Here is a 23,292-nt window from a genome sequence, read left to right as displayed (position 1 = left end):
GGTTCAACGACAATCCTCTATCCTTATTTGGATATACGCATGATGTCCTCAATAGCTTCAATTAATTTGATCGGCACATAAGGCTTGATTAAGAAATGAGTAATTCCCCAATGCAAGGCCTTTTCCTTCTCTTCAAAAGCGCTAGAGATAATAATCGGGACACTCGCAAGGTTATCTGAGGTTTTCATACGCTCAATCACTTCCCAGCCCGTCATATCCGGTGCCAGCTTCAAATCAAGCACGATGATATCCGGCTGATGTTGTTCCATAGCCTGAAGCGCGCTAATGCCATCCGTAAATACTGCTGTATGATAGCCTCGCTCCACAAGCTCGTCCCGAAGCATAATGGATAGGCTATAATCGTTCTCTACAAGCATTACTTGCAAAGAAGCTTCTTCTGACACTCTATGGGAGTTTGAATTCCCTTGTCTGTCTTCAACAACCGTTTTGTGAAGCGGAAGAACGATGGAGAACGTGCTTCCTTCTCCCAATTCGGTCTTCACGCTCACTTCTCCATGATGCTGATTCACGATCTCTTTGACAATAGCCAGCCCTAGTCCAGTGCCGCCGATTTCACGCCGATCCGAATTATCAACACGATAAAACTTAGTGAATAGATTCGGAAGCGCCTGAGCAGGTATTCCTAAGCCTTCATCTGCTACATTAATTCGTATTTGATCGCCTTCTTTGTGGGCGGATAGACGAATCTCGCCGCCCGCAGGCGAATATTTGACAGCATTATTTACAAGGTTAACCAATACCTGTACCAGTTTGTCCCGATCCCCAAGCACAATCGCCTGCTGCTGCTCTGCATGCCAGACAATGGTGTGGTTTTCTGTACTGGCCTGCTGCAGCTCCTTCACTTCCTCTACAACAGACAAGATATCTACCGGCTTCAATTCATAGAATTGGATGCCTGTCTCCATTCGTTGCAAATCTAGAAAATCATTGACGAGCTGCGTGAGACGCTTAGCTTCCTGATGGATCGTCGCCATATATTTCTGCTGGCGTTCAGGCTTAAGCACCCGATGCAGCATAAGCTCGGAGAACCCCAGAATACTTGCTAAAGGTGTCCTTAATTCATGGCTGACCGTGCTGACAAACTCTGATTTCATTCGGTCTACTTCATGCTCCTTCGTAATATCCCGATGAACGAGCAGAATGCCGAACTGCTGCTTATTGCGATAGATCGGTTCCCAATAGATTTGAATATAGCGAGGCGCTTCACCTTTGAGCACATAATTCATCGTCTGAGCTTGCTCTGTGCCATTCAATGCATTCCTTATAAATTCGAGCAAAGCCTCCGCATCTTCACTTCTAGCCTTCAACAGTGTCACGAATTCTTCCAATAGAACACCATTCAATTCATCTGCTTCATAAGAGAGCTCAAGCAGCTCATATAATGTCACATTAACCTGAAGAGATTGTCCCTCAAGATTCATTAACTGAATGCCCTCTTGAATCGTATTGAGCACATCCTGCGTCATCTGCCTTTGCCCTTCTGTCGCTTCGAACATCTCGAGCTTCTCTAGGGATAGAGAGATTTGTCCCGCCAGACCTGCTATTTCCTGCTCTTCTCGTTGACCAATAGACCGGCCTATACGAGTCAGCACCATACACGCTGCGACATCCCCGCTTCCTTTATATAGAGGAACGAAAATATCATAGGCCTGAACGGACCCTGTGACATAGCCTTTCTCCCCACCTGTCGCTTCCCGCTCGCGCGTATACAGTCTCTTAATTTCTAATGAACGAATAATTGCACTCTGGCCGAAGCCATCCAGAAACTGAGAGGTTTCCTCTTGCGCTAGACCATGCGCAGCATAGTCCCGCGTATCGTTCATCAACAATAAAATTCCTTTTTCTGAGCGTGTAATTTCCACTACATTACGAATAATGCTATCTAAAAGCTCTTTTTTATCCAACGTATTAGCTAAGGATTGCGCTAGTAAATTACGCTTATTCAGATATACTTCGTTTTCTTCCATCTTCTCAATTGCCTTTTGCAGCTCTTCCTGCTGTGCTTGCAGCTCATCCTGCTGTGCCTGAAGCTCCTCGTTCTGAGCAAGAAGCTCCTCTTCCTTCTCTGTAATCTCATGAATCATATTGTCCAGCGACCGGGAGAGCAATCCAATCTCGTCTTTCCTCTTCATCATGGTCGATTGAATGGTTTCCCCTCTGGTATAGTTCAGAGCATAATTAGACAACTGCCGTAACGGATTCCCAATATCCATAGCCAGTTTGCGCGTAATAATAATAGAGAAAATAAGCACAAGTGCACTATATATGAAGAAATTAATGCTTTGCATAAACAGCGTTTGGAACAGCTTGTCATTCTCATTCTTTAGCTGTATCCGAATCTTGGCCTCTGAATCCTGAGCGTACACGATAATTTCATTGACGGGGTTGTTAGCTCCGAGTGTAATGAGCTTGCGGAGTGATTCATAATCGCCATTTTCTGCGAATGCGGCTCCTTTGGGCAGAACATTAGTCAAGTACTCTTCAAAGAAGAGATCCACTCGCTGCACCATATCCTGCTCTTCCACGGTCAACGCTTCACTGCCTTTAATCGCGGCGATAGATTTATCCAGCTCATCCTTGGCTACGAAAATTTGATCATATTCATAGCTGTCTAAATAGGCAAAATAGCCTCTAACCCTTAAAATGATTTCATTCGTATGGTTGACAATATTCGTAATATGCTCTTGGCGTTCACTCAATTGACGGGTTGTACGATCATATTTCTGCACATTCTGGAACGTATTCCACGGTACAATAATCGCACCAGCCAGAACAAGCAACAGACTAACCACCATCATGGAAACAATTCTTCGTTTAATACTATATCGAATATAATCTAGTACTTTGACCACCGCTTGGCCTCCTAGGCATAATTATCACTTCTGTTATAATTCGACAATAATTACACTTCCCCTCTGCCGAATACAAAGGTTTGCACACAAAAAAAACCGAATATTAGAAGTCGGTTTTGGTATGTATATTTTCCCTTAATATGAAGCTCCTAGAGCCATCTCTCCGCCCAGGACTCAACCTTTAAAAGAGCAACTGCCAGATCCAAGCCCTTATCTGTCAGGGAATATTCCACGTATATGGGACGTTCGTTAACAACATTGCGATTAACGATTCCGTAATCCTCTAGCTCCTTAATCCGTTCATTCAGCATACGCTTGCTTAATGCTGGTATAGACACGTGAAGCTGACTAAATCTCTTTGGCTCTATCATCAAATTATGAACAATCAGGCCTACCCACTTCTTGCCTAACAGCTGATAGCCTTCCTCAATCTTATTACCTGATTCATGTTTATTGTCCTGCTCAGTCATCACTTAGTACCTCCGGGCGTTCCATCAACATTTTATAGTCATTATTAATAACATAAGGAAATTTACATTCTAGAATAATTCTATCATACAATTTCTGCCTCAGAAAGGTGTATTTTCAACCTATATTTATTACATTCACATTATTGACACAAAAATATAAAAGAGTTAGTATTGTTATTGGTTATTCAAAGTAACTCGGTTCATTAAAAGTTACTTCAAATATTCTTTACCCAAAAGCGTTACTTTATAAGTGGTATTCATCGTCCGGGGAGAATACAAACTTTAAGCAAGGTAAACGCTATAACATCTAGGTATGCTCCAAATTCAATATTGAATGTTGGAGACGGTACAAATTACATTTTGTTAAGAGGAGAGACATCATGAGCAAACTTGAAGGAAAAGTAGCGATTATTACTGGCGCTGCTGGCGGTATTGGCAAGGGTATGGCAACAGCCTTCGTTAAAGAAGGCGCAAAAGTCGTTATTATCGACTTGAACGAAGAAGCTGGCAACCAAACGATTCAAGAGCTGCAGCAATATCAGCCTGAATCCATGTTCATTCAAGCTAACCTTACCGAGCATGACAAATTAGCTGGTATTGTAAAACAAGTTGTCGATAAGTATGGCAAGCTCGATATTCTTGTAAATAATGCACATGCCTCAAGAATGAACTCAATGGCTGAGACCACGCAATCCGATTTCGATCTATCCTTCAATACTGGCTTCTATCCTACCTTCTATTTCATGCAAGCAGCGCTTCCTTATCTTAAAGAAACAAAAGGTAAAATCATCAACTTTGCATCTGGTGCTGGAATTAACGGCGACGTTAATCAAGTTTCCTATGCTGTTGCCAAAGAAGCGATCCGTGCAGCTACTCGTGTAGCAGCGAATGAATTTGGTCCATTCGGCATTAATGTAAATATCATTGCTCCGATTGCCAAGTCACCAGGCCTGATCGCATGGTCTGAAGAAAACCCAGAATACTATCAAGCTATGCTTAGCAAGATTCCAATGAGAAGACTTGGTGAGCTTGAGAATGATATCGGTCGTGTTGCCGTATTCCTGGCAAGTGAAGACTCCGATTATATTACAGGTCAAACGATCATGGTTGATGGCGGCTCCATCAAATTGCGTTAATCTTGAATCGTTAAGTCCCATGAAGAAAACACTACAATATGAATGGCCTTTAGATAAAGGCCATTCATATTGTAGTGCATAAAAAATGGCGGTTAACGATTAAAAACCATCTTAAAACCCACTACAGGTAAAGAAAACGAGGGATATATTATGCAACAAGCAAAGAAAAAAATTCATTATGCATGGTGGATTCTACTAGGCGTCGCTATAATGATCGGTTTCATGAAAGGCGGCATTAACACAGCAGGTGGATTATTCTTAACACCTGTTACAGAAGATTTGGGCATGGGCATGGGAAGCTTGTCCCTGTACTTTAGTATTTCGTCGATTGTGACAATGCTATTCTTGCCGCTCGCAGGCAAATTGATGATGAAGTATAACATTAGAACGGTACTTATTGCTGGTACAATTCTACAAGCGGGTTCCTTCGCCATGTTTGGTCTTATGAATTCCGTATGGGGTTGGTATTTGTTCTGTATCCCTATGTCCATTGGTTCCGTCTTTGTCTGTCAAATGGCAGGTCCTGTCCTGATCAACAATTGGTTCAAGAAACACAATGGTCTGGCAATGGGCATCATGGCCGCATCTTCTGGTCTGTTCGGAGCAATCCTGCAGCCAATGGCTGGCAACCTGATCTCTAGCGAAGGCTGGAGATATGCCTACATCTTCCTTGGTATCTTGGCAATGGTTGTTGTTATTCCAACTGTCATTTTAACCATTAGAATGGCTCCACAGCATAAAGGTCTACAGCCGCTTGGCATGGAAGAAGTAAAAAGCGACAATAATGCTGCTCCCAAAGCAATCGAAGCAAAAGGGGTTACAGCAGCTATTGCAAGAAAATCTTCATCCTTCTATTTCTTGTTATTGTTCTTCTTCTTCATCACTTCGATCGGAAGCTTTGGTCAATATGTAGCGCCATTCGCAGTTAATGTGGGCTATGATATCTCATTCGCAGGCTCTGCAATGGGCGGCTGGATGATTGGTTCACTTATTGGATCGCTGACTTTCGGTTTCCTGACTGATAAAATCGGTGCAAGAAATACCGCAATCTTTGCAATGAGCTTTGGACTAGTACCCGTTCTCCTGCTGTTAACGATTCCGGGCAACAAAGCCCTGTTTACTCTAGCTATTTGTATTTATGGGTTTGTAGTTGCTTCTATCGGTACATTAGGACCCTTGCTTACAGGCGCTTTGTTCGGTAATAAAGAATACAGCCAAATCTATGCAACCGCAGTAATGGGCTTAGCTATTGCAGGTATCGTTGCTTTGCCAGCATACGGATATATCTCCGATCTCACTGGCAGCTATACATCTATCCTGTATGCCGTAGGCGTTATGTTAGTTTTAAATATCATTGCCATTATCTCTGCTTTCAGAGGCAAAAAGAAGCTGGAAGCTGCAGGCCACTGGAACTAATCCTTTCATGTCTGTCTTTCACAATGGGATCTCCCTCACAGGGAGTCCCATTTTTTGTGGCTGAAAAGCTGTTAGGTATGCCCCTCCGCCTAATAAGTATTGTTTTCTTGCAGAGGGGAATATTACATCACAACTAGCGCGTTCACCCAATTGACAAGCACTATTGTAACGTATACTATTAAAACAAATAACTATAAAAAGTATAGTAAATATATTTTATTAATAAAGATTCATTCCTTACCGATCAATGACGAATGCCTTCTTAGCCTAAGAGCCTCGTAATGTCATCATAGATTTGAATCATGCACTCACAACAAGAAAACGAGGGATTCATCATGAGTAAGAAAACGAAAAAGCTCCACTTTGCCTGGTGGATATTATTAGGCATAGCACTAATGGTCGGATTTGCAAAAGGTGGTATCATGACTGCCGGCGGATTGTTCTTGACCCCTGTTACAGAGGATCTCGGAATCGGAATGGGCAGCCTGTCCGTATACTTTAGTATATCAGCCCTTGTAACGATGGTATTCTTGCCAATCGCGGGGAAATTGATGAGCAAATATGATATTCGGCTTATTCTAATCATTGCAATCATTCTACAAGCAGGCTCGTTCGCTATGTTCGGCCTAATGAATTCCGTATGGGGCTGGTACTTGTTCTGTATTCCCATGTCCATCGGCTCTGTCTTTGTCTGTCAAATCGCCGGACCTGTCTTGATTAATAACTGGTTTAAAAAACACAACGGCTTGGCAATGGGCATTATGGTAGCAGCCGGCGGCTTGTTCGGAGCCATCCTGCAGCCAATGGCAGGCAACTTAATTGCAAGCGAAGGCTGGAGATATACTTATATCGCGCTTGGCGTAATCGTGATGGCGATCGTTATCCCCACTATCATCTTAACGATCCGCATGGCTCCCGAGCAAAAAGGCTTACAGCCGCTGGGTGCCGGTGAAGTAAAGAATGATGATAAGACAGCTTCTAATCATACGATTGCAGCTACAGGCGTTACGGCAGCAGTAGCTAGAAAATCATCTGCCTTCTATGCTCTGCTTGTCTTCTTCTTCATTATTACTTCGTTCGGAAGCTTCGGCCAATATGTAGCCCCATTCGCCATCTCTGTCGGGTATGACATTACCTTTGCAGGCTCGGCAATGGGCGGCTGGCAGATCGGATTGCTGATTGGGGCACTTTCTTTCGGTATATTGACAGATAAGATTGGCGCAAGGAACACGGCGATCTCTGCTATGCTTATAGGCTTGGTTCCCGTTCTTATGCTGATTATCATTCCTAACAACCCTATAGTATTTACGCTGGCAATTAGCATCTACGGTTTCGTAGCTGCATCCATCGGAACAGTAGGTCCTTTGTTAACCTCAGCTTTATTCGGCAATAAGGAATACAGCCAGATCTACGCTTCTGCTGTAATTGGCTTAGCCGTTGCTGGTGTCGTAGCTTTGCCTGCATACGGATTTATCTCCGAGCTAACCGGTAACTACACATCCATCCTATATACGATCGGGATTCTGCTGATCGTGAACATATTTGCCTTAGCGGTTGCTTTCAAAGGCAAGAAGAAGCTTGAGAACGCTGGTTTGTGGAACTAAATATTACAGAACAGAAGGGGCTGCCCAAAAGTCATGTAGATGATTTTTGGGACAGTCCCTCTTTTGTCTCGCCATTTCCTTTATACTGCCGACATAAGGCCATAATACAATAGAACAGCACTAGCTACAGCCCATAATAAGGTCTGTACAGCTTTGCGACGCTTGGCGCAAAGGATTGCTGTCACCATCGCAATAATAGCCGCAGCACAAGCGAAGAGACTTAACTCACCAAAGGACAGAGCCAAATCCTTCTCCTTATCCAACACTCCTCCTGTGAACCATAAATATAAAGGTGATGCAGGCGACTCATTCAATGTATCTGCTACATCATGAGGAGCAGGCTGCTGATTCATAAAGCCGGTTACCGAAAAGATTACCAGAAGAATGATACTTTCGGCTCTGGCCCACGGCTGAGGATTAAATGCTTGGTCAGCGCGAAGCTTTCTTTTCATCCAGAATCCGTTCATAATTGCGAACAGCACTAACGGGATGATCAGCAAATGCTTCACAAGCAAGGCTTGTCCATAGGACAGCTTCCATGCATTCACATATTCAGGAGCAACACCGATCGTTAGGACGAAGCCGGATGCCGCAATAACCGTCATGCACAGGATCGCCAACGGATGGAACCAGCTCAAGAACCGATTCCAATGCTCTGTTCTGTCATTATGCCAGCTTGCTACAAGCAAAGGACCTACCCACAAGGATACGGCCATAATATGTAAGGTCTGAGCAAGAATGCCCCATGTGCTATACCAAGAAGCGACGTGGCTGGACCAACCCTGGGCGACCATTAGAAGAGATAGCAGGAGTAAAATCACCTTAACCCCGCCTGTCCCCTCCAGACGTGCATTCCACAGGATAAGAGCCGCTAATAGAAGAGATAGCGCTAATGTAAATAGATAAGCCTTGCCCTCTGTGAAATCGAACATCACTCGTTGAAAGGTCAGCCCCCACCCGATATCTTCAGCGAAGAACGAGACTATTCTTAATATGGGAAAAAACGAGAATATCCCAATTCCCACTGCAGCAGCAGCTACAAGCCTAGGCGACAATAGAGCCACTGGCCGATAATTAGCCGGGACCAGACTGAATAAGACATGACCGCTAACAATAGCAAAGCACAGATATAGAAAAGGTTCGGCAGCCCAATACCACATTACTGCTTCTTCCTCCTCGCACCCCAAATAATAACGAACAAGGCAACAAGAATGACGCCGCCGATAACCCACATTCCAGCTTGATTACGTTCTTCTTTACTTTCTTGCACAGTCGTATTCTCCTGCGGGGTGTCTGAGGCGTTCGGCTCCGCTGATGGAGCAATCGTCTGTGCAGGCGTGGCCGTTGGCGTCGGTTCTTGCGAAGGCTCTTCTTCTACAGCTTCGACAGGTACATCTACTGTGAATTGAAAATCGCCTTTAATCGGATGACCATCTCGCCCGACAATTTTCCATTCCACCGTATAGGTACCATTCGGAATAGCATGATCGAAACTGCCTATAATTCGATCATCTATAATCTCAACACGCTCGACCGGCAGTTCTGTACCGTCTTCTTGCTGCAATACGAATGAGCTTAACGGTTCAACCTCCGTATTAAAGGTCATTACAATTTCTTTCATTTCTTGTACAATGATAGCGTCAGGTTCGGGTACTGAGCTTTGAAGCTTTGTATGTGCAAAGGTTAGTTGTGGAAACAAGGCAAGCAATAATAACGATACGATGGACATAACATACAGACGACGCAAGGAATAGCCCCCTCCGATTTTTTCGTGCTGCGTTGCAGTTTGGATAATTATATCAGAAGGGCAACTGCAAAAAGTCTTGCAGGTATAACAATATTTTGAACAAATCATATAGGAGCATATATTCATGTATTTCTTTTATGCTATGCTTCTGGGGACCTCATCATCGGATTGGAGCTGCCTATTATGTATATCTACTTATTTGAAACGCTGCTTTATTTGTCCTTCGCGATTACGGGAGGGTATATTCTGCTTCAGTTCATTGCGGATCAAGCCAAGCCCGCCCTTAAAGTGCCTTTTGCCTTATTTCAGTACGCTATTCTAGGCATTCCCTTATTCTCATTCATATCCATGATAAGAACTGCCCTTATTCTGCAGGACTTTACCGCAGACCTTTCTTTCCTTCATGTTCTGCTAATTGTATTGCAAGACTACGCTTATGGGAATGCATGGGTCTGGAATCTTATTATTTGTACGGTCATGTATATGATTACCGTAATGGGGCATCTTGAGCGCAAATGGACAAAGTGGGCGCTAGCCATTACTTGGACAGGCAGCGTCCTTGCCCATGGCTGGGCAAGCCACCCCGCTGGCTTCTCTTCCTCCTGGGGATTTCTATCTCAGTCTATGCATGTAGGTGCCGTCTCCCTCTGGCTCGGAACGCTGATTCTCGTCGCCTGGTTTACGAAGGGGAGCTGGAATTGGAACGCTTTTGTCCGCTGGTATACGCCTCTGTCTATTAGCTGTATGGCGCTTATTATAGCCGCTGGCTTCGTCATGATGTTCTACATTGTCGATGGTTATTTGAACTCATGGGGAATTAATTATGGAGAGGCTCTGCTGCTCAAGCATCTTGTTGTTCTGCCATTACTCCTACTTGGCTTCATGAATGGATTCTTGACCAAGCTGACGGATCATGGCACTCATAAGCGCAGATTGCAGTGGTGGCTCCGTGCGGAGACGTTCATCGCGCTGGCTGTTCTCATGATTACAGCTTACATGGGTGTACAAGAACCGCCCCATGAAGGCGAGCTAGAGGACCCGTCTCCTTCTCCTCTATTCGTATGGCTCCATGGGAATGGGCAGGACCTGCAGCTTCAATGGGACTGGAATGCAGCCTCCATGCTCCTTATCACTATGGGACTAGCCGCACTTTCCTTACTGATCTATCTCTATAAAAAAGAAAAGCGCAGCCTATTCATCACTTGCACGTTGTTAGGCGTCACTCTTCCTTTCCTTGGCTTGCTCTTGTCTGTACAATAGGCGCCCCTATTTGCTCACAGGCACTCCAACATGCTGCTCGATATTGGCAACACCAAAAGGAACATGAGCAGAAGGAAATATGCTCGATACCCCTTCAATATGGCCGACCTGGTCGTCGAAGAAAATATGAGGTCGGAATACTTCTAGTATTCTGGTTTATCTATCCCGCCTAAGAAAAAAGCCTCATCAACACGAATACCATGACTTCTTAGCGTCATTACTACCCGTTGGTGTGCAGGCGCATTTCTCGCGGTTACGATTGCTATTCTTATCCGCGGTACATAATCCGGATCAAGCCGCTTCTTCTCCCATTCACGCTGCTGCAGTCGGGCGACTTCGTGGCAGAATTTGGACAGCGGGCCCGGGGGGAGAGCTTCGGTTGCCCGCTGCTTCTCATTCTTCTGAAATTCATGCATCCCTAATGTTCGAAAAATCCCCTCTGAGGAATCATCGGCAATTATCCCGTCAAAGTCGAAGGCGATCCGCAGCTCCAGCTCCTCATCATTATCAACGAAGGCAGAAGGGAACACCTGAGCAGCAGGAAGACCCATCTTAATAGCCGCACGTACATCATTAGGGTTAGCAGACAAGAATAAGGAGGCGTTGAACGCATCCATATACATGAACGGATTGCCGCCCGCCACAAAAGCAGCCCGTGATATCGCCAGCCCATGATGCTCAATCGAATGAAATACGCGCAAGCCCGTATCGGGATCATTCCTGGATAAGAGGACAACCTCAACAGGCTGCTCACTCTCCTCCTCCCCATTAATCATTAACAGCCGTTTAATTAAAGGAAAAGCAACGCCCGGCTCCAGCATAACCTTTTCATTGGCATGTTGAAATTTCCGATATTCTTCCTCTCCCTTATCCTGAAAAACCTGATCAGACTCGGTGAGGTCGAATAAAGCGCTTGAAGCGACTGCTACAACAAACTTATCCTGTATAGGAAATGGCATTTTATACTTACCTCCTCTATCAGCTATGCTATTTTAATAACATACTACAATATAAGGAAGTATTTTCCTATCCATTTGTCGTAACAGCAGGGAAGCCAAGCGAGAATATGGCCCCGCCTTCCTTGCGGTTGCCTGCAGTAATTCGACCTCCACAGCGTTCCACAATAGCGCGTGATATAGCGAGGCCAAGACCTGTCTCACCATTCTTCCCCTTCACGAAACGATGGAACAGATATGGCAGCAGCTCGGATGCTATCCCGCTCCCATCATCAGATACGGTTAAGGCAATGCCGTCTTTGCTGAGGGCAGCTTCGATATAAATATGTTTATTCGCATGGCGAATCGCATTAGTGGTCACATTAAGCAGCGCTTGCAGCAGCTTATCACGATCAGCATATACTTGCAGCTCTTGCTCTTCCTTTCCAGAATAATGAAGGGTAATATCTTTTTTGACCAGCATGGGGTTTACGCGTTCAATCGTCTCAGTCAGCAAATCCTGCAAGTCTACTCTGGAGGGCTTATAGCTATCTTCCTCACTGTCCAGCTTCGCCAGAAGCGTCATTTCAGTTATAATATTTTTCAATCTACCGCTCTCGCTGAGAATAATGTCCAAGCCCTTGCCGACACTTTCCCCTTCAAATACACCGTCCCTAATGCCTTCTGCGTACCCCGCAATAGACATTAAAGGCGATTTCAGCTCATGAGACGCATTCTGAAAAAACTGCTTTTGCGCGCGATTGAAGCGATTCAGCTCATCCGCCATCTCATAGACCGTCTGTGCTACTGCCCCTATCTCTCCCCCTGCCTTTACTAGATTAACCGTAGAGAATTGGCGAGCCTTCACCTTCGTCAGCTCCTCCTTCAATTTCATTAACGGCTTGATCAGCTTCCTTGTAATGAAATGGCTGAGCACCAGCATTAGAATGCCGCCTATTCCAAACACAAGCAGCAGACGTCCAAGCAAGGCCTGCTCAATCTCTTTGATCTTGCTGACTGGCGTAAGGAGCGTCAAGGTGCCCTGCGGAACAATACTGACCTCCGATAGGAATCGCTCATCGGTTCCATTCCATATTTGCTGAAGGCTGTCCGTTTCAACTGTATCCGCGGAAGTTATTAGTTGAATTTGTCTAGCGCTAATGGGTAGCATATTCTCCATAATATTGCCTTGCGAATCCGTAACGACAGCAGCTATAGACGTTATGCTGGGTGTGGCTATCACTGATTTAGTAATTACATCAGCACTAATCGAAGAATCAATCGTTGATTCCGCTGTCAAGGATTCTGCCAATACTCTTCCCATAGCCTTCATGTCCTGTTGCTGCGTCCCCATGAAATGGTCGAGGAGCACATAGTGAATTAAGACTGCGGTAATACTGAGGACGAGCACAAGTGCAATCCCAAACGCCACATTAATCTGATGAACGAGCTTCATATTCCTGCACACTCCGATCCATTCTCATGCGATAACCATGTCCCCATACCGACTCAATGGGCAAATGCTCGATTTTTTTACGTATCCGTTTGATCAAATGATCGACAGCTCGATCGCTCCCGAAATAATCGTCGCCCCAGACGAGCGTAAGCAGGTCCTCCCTTGTAAAAGCGCGATTCGGCTGCTCGGCGAACACTTTGAGCATCGTGAATTCCTTGCTGGTCATGTCCACCTCTTCCCCTTGCCAGAATACTCGTCTTTCCTCCGGCAGCAATTGCAGCTCTCCCGCTTCAACCCGCGATAACGGTACAGCTGCATTAGAGACCGCATCTTCGGATTGGTTATATTTATACCATCGCTGTAATTGGCGGTTAATCCGGGCTACCAGCTCGCGGGGACTGAACGGCTTGACCAAATAATCATCGCTGCCCAGCTCAAGGCCCATGATTTTATCCACTTCCGTATCTTTGGCAGAGATCATAATAATAGGTACCTCCGCTTCCTGGCGTATCCGCCTGCACAGCTCATAGCCATCCATTCCCGGCAGCATAATGTCCAGCACCCATAGATCAGGAGGATTCGCCTGCCAGAGGTCCATAGCCTCCTCTGCACTTCCCAGACCGATCGTCTGATAATTTTCCTTCTGCAAATAAATTTCAACCAAATTACGTATATGAAGATCATCGTCCACAATGGCGATTCGATAGTGGCTGTTCACATTCTCTACCTCCTGCGTTTCTCTTCAATAAGTATAACAAGATGACGTTTGCAATTGGGCTGTGCCATTGTTTTTCCACAAATACACCAATGTTCTGCCACACTCGCTGTGTAAGGTAGGTGAAGTAAGAACAACCTATTAGGAGCGTGAAACGATGAACCACAAACTAATTATTTCCCGATTTGCCCTGTCCACTGCACTATTAATGTCTGCGGTTGCCGGTCCAGCCATATCGAACGCGGCGGAGCCAGCTGCTCCAGCGCCACTCCAAACGCTGCACAATACTTCTGTCACACAGAGCTTCTCTGTTATTAACAGCTTTACTAACCCTGTAGACTTGGCGAAAAAGTATGCCCCGAATACAGTGGAAGAATGGACAAAAACGTTAGCCGATTATGAGAAAACGATTGGTTCTAATGTGATTACACTCTATTCCGTAATTGAGGGTGAGCCTGTAGACTCCGCTGAATCTGCAACCCTTATTCCCGCAAGTAGTGAGAAGGGTGACACTATCAGCGCTACCCTCACCGTAGCCTCCTCAGCAATCGAAGCTGATTCTATTACTAAGATTGATGGAAAGACAAGTGCTGACACAGTGGTGCCAGCTAAAGAAATCTCAATGGATAAGATAGATATGTTGGCTGTACCAGATACGACTAACGATTCAGACATGACCTTTATTCAAGCAGAGATCGAGCTGGCAAAGGCTGTACAAGCAGAGAATGCTGACGCGATCAAACAATCGCTCACTAAGCTCCTTGCAGCCTACAAGCAGCAAATTGCACAATGGGAAGCAACAAAGTAATAGCATAAAAACCCGTTTTGACAAGCATCCTTAAATCCCTATGAAAAAACCAGCCCATACCTGTTACAGGTGATGGGCTGGTTTTTTTTGAAAATAGATTGACCCTCCCCTATAGTAGAGGGTTTAATCTTAGTACATAATCAAATTCTGGGAATGGGGACTGTGTATGTATCGAGTAGGAGAGCTGTCTGCCAAGACAGGAGTCACGGTAAAAACTCTGCATTATTATGAACGAATAGGCTTGCTCAAACCAAGCAGGCACTCCGAATCAGGCTATCGTATCTATGCCAGCTCCGATATTCTGAAGCTTCAGGAAATATTCATTCTCAAGGAGATGGGGTTCTCGCTATCGGTCATAAAAGGAATTATCAAGCATAATGCCTGGGAGGCTAGCAACAAGAGCAAAGAGGACATCTGGAAGGAAGCCATCACCAAGCAAATTGATTCGTTACGTGATGAGCAAGTTAGGCTGTTCCGAATCGAGCAGCTGCTGCAAGGATCGCTGTATGCTATAGAAGTGAATGCAGAAGTCCGATTGGAAGAAATGATGCGATTCATCAAAGAGCTGCAATCTATAGAGCCTGAAGATAAAAACCATTGGCGCAAGGCGCATTTTACGCCTGAAGAGAATAGCAAGCTTCCCCCTGAGGATCTGGATCATCCGCTGATAAAGGAATGGACTCAACTGCTCAAAGAAATTAAGAAGCATGCTCATGAACCAGCCGACTCCCCTAACTCTATCCGGCTTGCACCGCGTATCCTTTCGATTGCGAATGATCTTTTCCAAGGAGATGAGGGTCTGATTGATAAGTATTGGGAATTTATGCGACCCGCTGAAGGAGAAGTATCCCGTATATATGGAATGGATACGGACACGATGGCCTATGTAGATCGTATTGTGGATTATTATTTGCATACAACGGGAGAGATGAATAATGCGCTGGAATAGACTTATTTCGAATGGATGGGGTTTCATCCTTCATGTTATTTTATTTGCTGTGACTCATATCTTATTCATTATTACAGTCGGAGTTATACCTGCCTCAGAGCTGCCCAGCCATTCGTACTTCGAGCATATCGGTACAAACATATGGAATCACGGCATCAACATCTATCTCAGCGACACCATCAATTCCATCAGCCAAATATGGAAATCCATACTCATTATTCACGGCTTGATCGATCTGTCCTATGTCCTCTTTCCAAGTAAAAAAGCGAAGCAGCATTCGTTAACGAATAAAGCATTCTCATCTGACAGTAAGGTGGATGCGGCAGTAACGCAGAAAGCACTGAAAAAAGAAAAGAAAGAGAAAACAATAAGCTCTCGCTTAGGGTGGCTCTTCGTCTTTATCGGAGGTGCGCTTGAGATCGTATGGGCTTCGAGTATGAAATATAATTTTGTATCGCCATTGATTGTATTGCTCGCATTGTTAGTCAGCTTTGATCTGATCATTCGAGCAGCCAAGGTCATTCCGATTGGGACAGCTTATGGTGTTTTTACCGGAATAGGCACCATTGGACTGGTCATCGTAGAGGCCGTTACAGAGGGGTATATCCGTCCTATAAAATTAGGCGTTATTATGCTGCTGCTCGTATTTATTATTCTATTAAAGCTGACGGGCGATAGAAAGGCGGAAGGTTAATGGCATGGATGCTTTTAATTTTTGCAGGACTAATGGAGATCGTAGGGGTAATTGGTATCAAGCGTGTAGCTCAAAATAATAATTGGCTTAATAGTCTGCTCCTGATAGGCGGGTTCCTTATCAGCTTCTCGCTTCTATCCGCCGCCATGGAAACGATTAATCTCTCTACCGCTTATGCAGTATGGACAGGCATTGGCACTGTAGGCGCGGCTATTGTAGGAATCCTGCTCTATAAGGAATCAAGAAGCCCGCTGCGTCTGTTTTGTATACTAGGTATTATTGGCTGCGTATTTACGTTAAAGCTGCTTAATTAGTTGTAAACTCAATAAAAGATATATGTTAACTGCACTCTTAGAATTAATTTACAATAATCATAGACGATAAGGAAATTTTATATACAATGGAAATAAGAGGGGGAGGGAATCTGGAGACTAGATTTTTTGGCATGTAATAATAAATAAAGGACTGGTGTATTGATGTATAGCAAACTTTTAAAACTCGTTATTCTATCGGCATTATTAACCACTTTATTCACAACAGGCGCTTCGGCTTCTATAGACGGTGAAGTTGCAGGCAATCATCTTGCGATCTATTACGGGTATCCTTCCTCCGTAAACGGGGCGAATGGCAATGTCGCAAAAGCAACAGCAGAATTCAGTAAATTCAATATGATTATTCTAGGTGATGGTGTAGAGCATCCTACTCATGGTGACTATGCTAAGGCTACTCAAATCGTACAGAATTTGAATAACATCGGCGGCAAACAAATATTCGGATATGTCGATCTAGGCGTCTCTACGGATAATCATACGATGGCTACCATCAAGCAATATGTCGACGAATGGAAAGTACTTGGCGTCCAAGGGATTTTTCTTGACGATTTCGGATATGATTACGGCGTTACCAGACAAAGACAGAACGAAGCTGTAGATTACATCCATGAGCAAGGGCTCTATGTCTTCGCGAACTCTTGGAAAGTGGAAGATGCATTAGGAGACTTAGATGAGAATAAGCAGCATAACCCTTCCCATATGGGAAGCGGAGACTGGTATTTGGCTGAAAGCTGGCTGGTTGGAGCTAATCAATACTACAGTATATCCACTTGGCAAAAAAAAGCGGATGCTTGTCTGTTCTATAAGCAAACCAAAGGTGTACAGACCGCTGTTGTATCCACAACAGTATCAAACGGTACCACAGCCAATGACTCCAGCACAGATAAGTTCAAGATGGCTTGGTGGGCTGCAGCCGCATACGGCTTCCCCTTCCAGTGGACGGACAATTCCTATTCCTCAGGATCTGGCAAGCTCTTATATTATGATAACATCACGGCCAATATTGGCACCCCTCTGATGCAAGCGCCTGCTCATTTGAATCCTAATCAGACCTACTTGGACACAAGCAACGGCAGAATTCTCATTGAGGGAGATGGTTCTACTTGGGGAACAGGGCATGTAGTTCCAATACCGGAGCCGACGCCTCAAGGGCACTATGCTACGATTCAAATAGATGGGGCAATAGCAGATTGGACGACGATCAACTCCATTGCCAGTTCTTCTACACAGCAGTTGAAGGCAGCCAACAATAATGACTACCTCTATCTTTCAGCTGCGAGCGACAATCTGACGGGCAGAACCCAGTTCTTCATAGATACGGATCATGATCTAACGACTGGCCTTAACTACTCCAAATTTGCTTATCCATCCGGCTCCGACTTTTTAATCGAAAATAACTACCTGTACAGATATACGGGCACCAATGGCAGCTGGGATTGGACGAGAGTGAAAAAGCTCGATGCGGTAGACTACATCAAAACAGCTAGTGCTATTGAGGTAAGAGTAGACTTCGGCAGCTTGAATATGAATACTCAGACGCAATCCTTGCTAAGAGTGGGATTTGTAAATAGCTCGAATACGACGGTCTTGCCGAGCAATGCCGAGACTCCCGCTTACAAATTAATTATTAGACCGACAATTGCTATAGACGGTAATTTGTCAGATTGGGATAAAGTCGATAGCTTGGCCAGCTCCTCTACGCAATATTTTAAAGGAGCCAATGATGACAATTCCGTTATCCTGTCTGTGTATAGTGATAATCTAACAGGCAGAACGCAATTCTACTTGGATACAGACGGCAATCTGACTACTGGGTATAACTCTTCCAGCTTCGCGAATGAGTCAGGAGCGGACTACCTTGTCGAGAACAGTATTCTATACCGCTACACTGGATCAAATAATGGCTGGGGATGGACACAGGTCAAATATTTGGACGCTGCGGAATATGTAAAAACAGCTCAAACTATCGAGTTGAAGCTTGCCTATTCCCTATTAAATATTAATCCTGCACAGCAAGCCTATATTCATGCAGGATTCCATAATGACGGTAATTCTACTTCCTTACCCAGCAACTCGTCTTCACCGGTGCTTCAGCTACTGCATTGATTGAAGATAGGCTTGCCGCTTCTACGCAAGCAGGAGCCATTCTCAGTCATGCTGCACATGCCCTGCTGGCCTACGAAGAACATACAACGAAGTCTTTGCCTAAATCAGGAGATCCTATCCCTGACTGCTTCTGCTGAACCTTCATTTAAATAACAATACCCGGAGCCTTATAAGGCTCCGGGTATTGTTATTGGTGAATTTACAGCGAGCCGCTCACGAGACGACCTTTGTACCATACGGCTTGGCGCTCCGTTCTGCGTGCCACCGCTTCTGCCGAGCAGCTTGCAGGAAGCAGTACGAAGCTTGCTGCATCTCCAACCTTCGGCCATATCTGCTCACCTTGTTTATTAAGCGGAGTTATTCCGCCTGTAATGAATCCGAGCGTTTGCCCCAAGGCACATTCATCATTATAGCCATACAGCTCTGCGAACCGTCCCGCCTTCTCCAGTTGATCTCCATTCCCGAAAGGAGACCAGTGGTCTGTAAGGCTGTCTGTCCCTAATTTTACTTTTACCCCTTCACTGTGCAGCATCGGGAGCGGCATCGTCGTCTTGCCAATCGGTACTGTCGACGCAATTGACATGCCAAGAGCTGCCATTCGAACAGCCATTTCTCTCGCTTCATTCACATCTGCTCCTGCGAACCAGAAAGCATGACTAACCGTCACCTTTCCTTGCAGTCCCGCTTCCTCGGTCAGGTCAACCAGCCGTAACAGCGCCTGCTTGCCTGCCTCTTGACCATCATGCAAGTGAATATCAATGCCTGCCTTACTCGCCACGGCTATTTCAACCATAGCCTGCAGAGAACGCTCTACGTCCCCATCCACCTTATAAGGGTCCAATCCGCCAACATGAGTTGCCCCTTCGGCCAAAGCTTGTCTTACCAATTGAACAGAATCGGATCTGAGCAAGCCATGCTGCGGAAAGGCTACAATCTCAGAATCTAATTTGCCAGCGAAGGTATCCAATGCTTGCTTGGTCGCCTCTAATCGATGAAGCCCGCTAACGGGTTCAATATTACAATGGCTGCGCACCTGTGTTGCGCCGAATCCTTGTATAAGCGCCAAGATGCTCTCCGCTTGTTGTCTGGCCGTAGGCAGCAGCTTCGGCAATAGCTGCTTCTCTTCCTCAATCCGCTCGAATATACTGGATACCTTCCTTACCGCCTTCCATGGCCCGGCAAAATAAGTTTTATCCAAATGAATATGCCCCTCTTCGAAGGAAGGAAGCATTAACAGCCCTTTGCCATCATGCTTTGGCAGATCACTTTGGAGCTCTTTCTCAGCACCTGTAATCTCGGCTATCGCACCGCCGTCAATCCGGATGTGGCAAATCTCTGTATTCGTACCCGCCACCTGTCCATCTTCCATATGGTAGCTCTGTTCCAGCCTGACATTCGTTAGCCAATAAGAAGCGTTCTGCATCTCTCATCTCTCCTGAACAATCGCAATTTATATAAAAAATACAATTAAATAAATTAAGCTCTAGCTTTCACTAGCAGACTCTCTATCGCTTCGAACTGATGGGCTCGTGCATGCTCTAATGGGGTTACCCCATTGTTATCAGGGATCGTCACATCCGCACCATGCTCAATGAGCAGCTGTACGACTTGTTGCTGCTGGTCGCCGCCATTGCTTAATATAATGGCTTCCATTAACGCTGTCCATCCTAGATCATTCACATGATTCACATTAACTCCTGAGCGGGTAACAAGCTCTTTTACCACCTCAACATAACCATGCTCCGATGCAGGTATAAGTGCTGTTCCCCCAAACCGATTCGTAATCGCCGGATCTGCCTTGGCATCAATCAACAGCTGCACAATGTCCAGCAAACCTTCCGCACCGGCGTATAAGAACGGATTATCCAACTTGTTGTCCTGCAGATTAATATCGGCTCCCGCTTCGATTAAAGCTTTGACCGTATTCACGTGATTGCCATGTGTGGCAGCTAGAATGGCTGTTCGCCCCTGCGCGTCTCTTGTATTAATATCAGTCCCATCCTTGATCCTTTGCAATACGAGATCTGTATCTCCATTTTCCGCTGCTTTAATAAACGATAGATTCATTGCTGTCGCATCCTCCTCAGCCTGGTTTGCCTGCTGCTGACAACCCACGAGCAGGCCGATAACCATTACTATAATTATATATCGCATGTACGTAATGACCTCTTCCTTCCGAATCTACCTCTATGGTAGCATAGCCCTGTACAAGCGAATAATATCTAAAAAGTTGATTTTCCATACTTTTATCATTGGTGACTTTGTCACAGCTGCAGAACTCCCCTAGCTCAAGTCCCTCCTGGCCGCCTCTCCCTATTCACTGATTAACAGCAGCGACATATCTCTTGTTGCTCATTAGCTAACCGGCCCACATTGAATGTGCCAACGCCCAGTTGCTCAGCCTTCTTACACATCTCCATTTACTCAATTAACCTATCCTCAACTGCGTGCGCACCTATAGCCTCACTATTGTGTGAGGCTATCCTCATCCATACTACCTGCTCATCCAACAGAACAAGCATTGTATGAGGCTAGCCTCATACCTCAAGAGCCTACCCTCCTGAGGAATGAGATTGTCCTCATACATTCCAACTTTTCTCACCAATTGCATCAATTATAGGTGCTTCCCCTCACACATTTATGATCTTGCCTCATAGTAACCGGACTCCTCCCCCTAGCTCTAGCTCCTCCTACCTCCCTACCTTCCTCCCTCACTGCACTCACTATTTTCCAGCAATACATGAGAAATGAAGGAATTTCTTCGGTGAGGGTCTTTCTTCGTACGAGCTCATAGGTGTTACAGCTCTTTCTCAAAAAAATAAGCCGAGCAGGTCATCTCGACCTGCTCGGCTACTCTATTTTCCTAATTATTAATTAAATTATTGTGCCGCCAAGTGAAGCTGCTGCACTCTTCTGAATTTCATATAGGAAACTATTCTCCATGGGATGATATAGCAGAAGGCAAGTGTCATGAATAAAGCGGCTAATGTCTGAGGGTCAATGCTGGACAAGTAATAACGAAGCTCGAAACGAATAGCAAGCACAACTAGGAAGGCTACAATAAAGCCCCAGTTCTTCTTGGCATAGATGAGATGATCCTCACGAATTTCATAATTGGTCGTCCATATAAGCGGAATAGAAAGTACCGCACCAATTGCGGCTGCAATCAGCCAATCGTACCATGGGGCATGGACGTCAGGATTAAATAACAAAAACATGCCAGGCAGCATGAACAGCATCGGATACAGCAGCCTTCTGCCATTCCCTTTAATTGGCCGATAAAAGCTCCTCGTCCGCCTCCATAGCACGAGAGCAGCGATGGCAATAATCATTACATAAAATGAATTATCTATTCCTAACACCACTTTCTTCAAGTAAAAGTATGAATTCCATAATTTATTATAGCTGTATATAATCCCTATCGGCAATATACAAAGGACACCCGTTAGGGTGCCTTTTGCGCCTAATATAGTAGAAGTTCATCTGTTTATTATGCATGCCCCGCATTACTCTTCGGTCGGAATCCGAAGCCAAGCAGAGCAAATACAAGAAAAGCAGAGCCTAGGAATAGAAAAATGCTATGAATAGATACATAGCGCATGCCGTAGCCGCCAAGAGTCGGGCCCATAATGCTCCCAATACTGAAGTGGATAGAGGCGATCACATTCGCCGCCGGCAGTATCGCTCGCGGAAGTATATCCGCCGCATAGGCTAAGCCAAGCGAATAGAAGGAGCCTACAACACCACCTGCTAATGCAAATAAAACGAATAATAAGGGAACATTGCTTCCAGCAGCCGGAATTGCAAAAAAGGTCATCGCACCTACGGCCCCACAAGTAATTAATACGGGTTTTCTCCCAATCCGATCGCTCCATATGCCCAGCGGCAGCTGCAGAATCAGCCCCCCTACACCAAACGACATCAGCAGCAGAGATATCCAGTGCTGGCTCAGAGCAATCTGCAAGCCATACAGCGGAAAGCTGCTATTCATCGAGGATTCCATCAATCCATATAAGAGGCCCGGTATCAGAACGAACCAAGCTACGCGATAAGTGGTTACGAAACGATTCTCTTTTGCGACTCCTTTTACAACCCGTTCGGGGATCTCATTGCTCATCCGCAGCATGAGAATAAGCACGATAAGAAAGAACAGGCAAGGCACAAGGAACGGAACTATTCTGCCAAAAGGAAGCAGGTTAATGCCAAGCGGGCCTATACTGAAGCCGAGCCCATAGGACATGCCGTATAGGGAGATATATCTTCCCCGCCCTTTGGCAGGACTGGAGCTTACGATCCATAGCTGGCTCGTATAATGAAGCGCGCTGTCACCTACGCCGACCAGCAGCCGTAATACAAACCACACCGCAAGTGACTCCGTAAACGGGAACAGCATAGTAGCCACTGTGATTATAATAATGCCTGCCAAAATTACTTTTCGATAGCCAAAGCGCAATACAGGCTTCTCTATAAAGAACATCGTACAAAAAATTCCGATATACATGGCTGCTGAATTCAGACCATTCATATCCGGGGACACACCGGAGTCTTCGAGCATAATGGATAGCAGCGGCAGCAGCAGCCCTTGGCTTATGCCCGCAACTACGACGACAAGCAATAATGTAATTAACCGATAACGAAAAGAAAGCGAAGCTGATGTAATAGCACTTGATGACAAACCTGTTGCACTCCCTTGTATGTAAATCATCTTCAGATTTTAGTACTTACACATTGTATCCTTGACCGTACGATCCTGACAACCGCTCTTTCATTGGCAACCCTGATATTAAGAGC

Annotated in this window: 19 protein-coding genes and 1 pseudogene; 9 read left to right on the top strand and 11 right to left on the bottom strand. The window is 45.2% G+C overall.

Going from position 1 to position 23,292, the window contains the following annotated elements; translation table 11 throughout:
* Window positions 1–23: 23 nt before the first annotated feature.
* Together AC50YO_RS21355 and AC50YO_RS21350 are read right to left on the bottom strand one after the other, a co-directional pair.
* Entirely contained in the window at window positions 24–2,873 is a 2,850-nt protein-coding gene (locus AC50YO_RS21355) for an ATP-binding protein (protein ID WP_494850205.1), read from the bottom strand.
* A 149-nt stretch (window positions 2,874–3,022) separates the two neighbouring features.
* A complete protein-coding gene (locus AC50YO_RS21350; protein ID WP_494850204.1) occupies window positions 3,023–3,343 on the bottom strand; it encodes a winged helix-turn-helix transcriptional regulator in 321 nt (106 codons plus the stop codon).
* 380 nt (window positions 3,344–3,723) lie between these two features.
* Between AC50YO_RS21350 and AC50YO_RS21345 the strand changes: the two genes are divergently transcribed.
* The 3 genes from AC50YO_RS21345 (at window position 3,724) to AC50YO_RS21335 (ending at window position 7,499) form a co-directional block, all read left to right on the top strand.
* Entirely contained in the window at window positions 3,724–4,479 is a 756-nt protein-coding gene (locus tag AC50YO_RS21345) for an SDR family NAD(P)-dependent oxidoreductase (protein WP_494850203.1), read from the top strand.
* A 150-nt stretch (window positions 4,480–4,629) separates the two neighbouring features.
* Window positions 4,630–5,895 (top strand): MFS transporter, encoded by a 1,266-nt coding sequence (locus tag AC50YO_RS21340; protein ID WP_494850202.1) that lies wholly within the window; start codon window positions 4,630–4,632, stop codon window positions 5,893–5,895.
* A 335-nt stretch (window positions 5,896–6,230) separates the two neighbouring features.
* Window positions 6,231–7,499, top strand: a complete 1,269-nt coding sequence (locus AC50YO_RS21335; protein WP_494850201.1) for an MFS transporter — start codon at window positions 6,231–6,233, stop codon at window positions 7,497–7,499.
* Between the two features lie 80 nt (window positions 7,500–7,579).
* Here the strand turns inward: AC50YO_RS21335 and AC50YO_RS21330 are convergent, their stop codons facing one another.
* Entirely contained in the window at window positions 7,580–8,659 is a 1,080-nt protein-coding gene (locus tag AC50YO_RS21330; protein WP_494850200.1) for a copper resistance D family protein, read from the bottom strand.
* The gene (locus AC50YO_RS21325; RefSeq protein WP_494850199.1) at window positions 8,659–9,246 is read right to left on the bottom strand and encodes a copper resistance CopC family protein; all 588 of its coding nucleotides are present in this window, start codon (window positions 9,244–9,246) and stop codon (window positions 8,659–8,661) included. The genes AC50YO_RS21330 and AC50YO_RS21325 overlap by 1 nt, the downstream gene beginning before the upstream one ends.
* Before the next feature lie 183 nt (window positions 9,247–9,429).
* On the opposite strand from AC50YO_RS21325, the gene AC50YO_RS21320 reads away from it, so the two are divergent.
* Window positions 9,430–10,506 (top strand): CopD family protein, encoded by a 1,077-nt coding sequence (locus tag AC50YO_RS21320; RefSeq protein WP_494850198.1) that lies wholly within the window; start codon window positions 9,430–9,432, stop codon window positions 10,504–10,506.
* 6 nt (window positions 10,507–10,512) lie between these two features.
* Here AC50YO_RS21320 and AC50YO_RS21315 read toward each other — a convergent pair.
* From AC50YO_RS21315 to AC50YO_RS21305, 3 genes and pseudogenes are all read right to left on the bottom strand, one after another.
* Window positions 10,513–11,465 (bottom strand): annotated as a pseudogene (locus AC50YO_RS21315) (5'-nucleotidase).
* 67 nt (window positions 11,466–11,532) lie between these two features.
* Window positions 11,533–12,897, bottom strand: coding sequence for a sensor histidine kinase (locus tag AC50YO_RS21310; protein WP_494850197.1), 1,365 nt, complete (start codon window positions 12,895–12,897; stop codon window positions 11,533–11,535).
* The gene (locus AC50YO_RS21305; RefSeq protein ID WP_494850196.1) at window positions 12,875–13,615 is read right to left on the bottom strand and encodes a response regulator transcription factor; all 741 of its coding nucleotides are present in this window, start codon (window positions 13,613–13,615) and stop codon (window positions 12,875–12,877) included. The genes AC50YO_RS21310 and AC50YO_RS21305 overlap by 23 nt, the downstream gene beginning before the upstream one ends.
* A 154-nt stretch (window positions 13,616–13,769) precedes the next feature.
* On the opposite strand from AC50YO_RS21305, the gene AC50YO_RS21300 reads away from it, so the two are divergent.
* The 5 genes from AC50YO_RS21300 to AC50YO_RS21280 all read left to right on the top strand — a co-directional run bounded on the left by AC50YO_RS21300 (window position 13,770) and on the right by AC50YO_RS21280 (window position 18,501).
* A complete protein-coding gene (locus AC50YO_RS21300; protein ID WP_494850195.1) occupies window positions 13,770–14,420 on the top strand; it encodes a hypothetical protein in 651 nt (216 codons plus the stop codon).
* A 166-nt stretch (window positions 14,421–14,586) separates the two neighbouring features.
* Window positions 14,587–15,369: a MerR family transcriptional regulator gene (locus AC50YO_RS21295; RefSeq protein WP_494850194.1), complete on the top strand. Its 783-nt coding sequence runs from the start codon at window positions 14,587–14,589 to the stop codon at window positions 15,367–15,369.
* Window positions 15,356–16,063: a DMT family transporter gene (locus tag AC50YO_RS21290; protein WP_494850193.1), complete on the top strand. Its 708-nt coding sequence runs from the start codon at window positions 15,356–15,358 to the stop codon at window positions 16,061–16,063. Before AC50YO_RS21295 ends, AC50YO_RS21290 begins: the two co-directional genes overlap by 14 nt.
* Window positions 16,063–16,377, top strand: a complete 315-nt coding sequence (locus AC50YO_RS21285; RefSeq protein ID WP_494850192.1) for a DMT family transporter — start codon at window positions 16,063–16,065, stop codon at window positions 16,375–16,377. The genes AC50YO_RS21290 and AC50YO_RS21285 overlap by 1 nt, the downstream gene beginning before the upstream one ends.
* 162 nt (window positions 16,378–16,539) lie before the next feature.
* On the top strand, window positions 16,540–18,501 hold the full coding sequence (locus AC50YO_RS21280; protein WP_494850191.1) for a hypothetical protein: 1,962 nt from the start codon (window positions 16,540–16,542) through the stop codon (window positions 18,499–18,501).
* Window positions 18,502–18,700: 199 nt separating this feature from the next.
* On the opposite strand, the gene AC50YO_RS21275 is transcribed toward AC50YO_RS21280, so the two are convergent.
* From AC50YO_RS21275 to AC50YO_RS21260, 4 genes are all read right to left on the bottom strand, one after another.
* Window positions 18,701–19,924 (bottom strand): amidohydrolase, encoded by a 1,224-nt coding sequence (locus AC50YO_RS21275; RefSeq protein ID WP_494850190.1) that lies wholly within the window; start codon window positions 19,922–19,924, stop codon window positions 18,701–18,703.
* Window positions 19,925–19,977: 53 nt separating this feature from the next.
* Window positions 19,978–20,655, bottom strand: a complete 678-nt coding sequence (locus tag AC50YO_RS21270) for an ankyrin repeat domain-containing protein (RefSeq protein ID WP_494850189.1) — start codon at window positions 20,653–20,655, stop codon at window positions 19,978–19,980.
* Window positions 20,656–21,380: 725 nt separating this feature from the next.
* The gene (locus tag AC50YO_RS21265) at window positions 21,381–21,833 is read right to left on the bottom strand and encodes a CcdC family protein (protein ID WP_494850188.1); all 453 of its coding nucleotides are present in this window, start codon (window positions 21,831–21,833) and stop codon (window positions 21,381–21,383) included.
* 158 nt (window positions 21,834–21,991) lie between these two features.
* The gene (locus tag AC50YO_RS21260) at window positions 21,992–23,176 is read right to left on the bottom strand and encodes an MFS transporter (RefSeq protein ID WP_494850187.1); all 1,185 of its coding nucleotides are present in this window, start codon (window positions 23,174–23,176) and stop codon (window positions 21,992–21,994) included.
* Window positions 23,177–23,292 lie beyond the last annotated feature (116 nt).

The sequence above is a fragment of the Paenibacillus sp. J22P59 genome, from assembly GCF_059383895.1.
The sequence above is the reverse complement of the archived record's forward strand: the minus strand, read 5'-3'. Positions and strand labels throughout refer to the sequence as shown.

What these genes read in the sequence shown, in the direction of transcription:
- AC50YO_RS21270 (WP_494850189.1), bottom strand. Translation starts at nt 20,655, where the DNA reads ATGCGATATATAATTATAGTAATGGTTATCGGCCTGCTCGTGGGTTGT.
- AC50YO_RS21335 (WP_494850201.1), top strand. Translation starts at nt 6,231, where the DNA reads ATGAGTAAGAAAACGAAAAAGCTCCACTTTGCCTGGTGGATATTATTA.
- AC50YO_RS21280 (WP_494850191.1), top strand. Translation starts at nt 16,540, where the DNA reads ATGTATAGCAAACTTTTAAAACTCGTTATTCTATCGGCATTATTAACC.
- AC50YO_RS21265 (WP_494850188.1), bottom strand. Translation starts at nt 21,833, where the DNA reads ATGATTATTGCCATCGCTGCTCTCGTGCTATGGAGGCGGACGAGGAGC.
- AC50YO_RS21290 (WP_494850193.1), top strand. Translation starts at nt 15,356, where the DNA reads ATGCGCTGGAATAGACTTATTTCGAATGGATGGGGTTTCATCCTTCAT.
- AC50YO_RS21310 (WP_494850197.1), bottom strand. Translation starts at nt 12,897, where the DNA reads ATGAAGCTCGTTCATCAGATTAATGTGGCGTTTGGGATTGCACTTGTG.
- AC50YO_RS21285 (WP_494850192.1), top strand. Translation starts at nt 16,063, where the DNA reads ATGGCATGGATGCTTTTAATTTTTGCAGGACTAATGGAGATCGTAGGG.
- AC50YO_RS21340 (WP_494850202.1), top strand. Translation starts at nt 4,630, where the DNA reads ATGCAACAAGCAAAGAAAAAAATTCATTATGCATGGTGGATTCTACTA.
- AC50YO_RS21300 (WP_494850195.1), top strand. Translation starts at nt 13,770, where the DNA reads ATGAACCACAAACTAATTATTTCCCGATTTGCCCTGTCCACTGCACTA.
- AC50YO_RS21330 (WP_494850200.1), bottom strand. Translation starts at nt 8,659, where the DNA reads ATGTGGTATTGGGCTGCCGAACCTTTTCTATATCTGTGCTTTGCTATT.
- AC50YO_RS21320 (WP_494850198.1), top strand. Translation starts at nt 9,430, where the DNA reads ATGTATATCTACTTATTTGAAACGCTGCTTTATTTGTCCTTCGCGATT.
- AC50YO_RS21350 (WP_494850204.1), bottom strand. Translation starts at nt 3,343, where the DNA reads ATGACTGAGCAGGACAATAAACATGAATCAGGTAATAAGATTGAGGAA.
- AC50YO_RS21295 (WP_494850194.1), top strand. Translation starts at nt 14,587, where the DNA reads ATGTATCGAGTAGGAGAGCTGTCTGCCAAGACAGGAGTCACGGTAAAA.
- AC50YO_RS21345 (WP_494850203.1), top strand. Translation starts at nt 3,724, where the DNA reads ATGAGCAAACTTGAAGGAAAAGTAGCGATTATTACTGGCGCTGCTGGC.
- AC50YO_RS21275 (WP_494850190.1), bottom strand. Translation starts at nt 19,924, where the DNA reads ATGCAGAACGCTTCTTATTGGCTAACGAATGTCAGGCTGGAACAGAGC.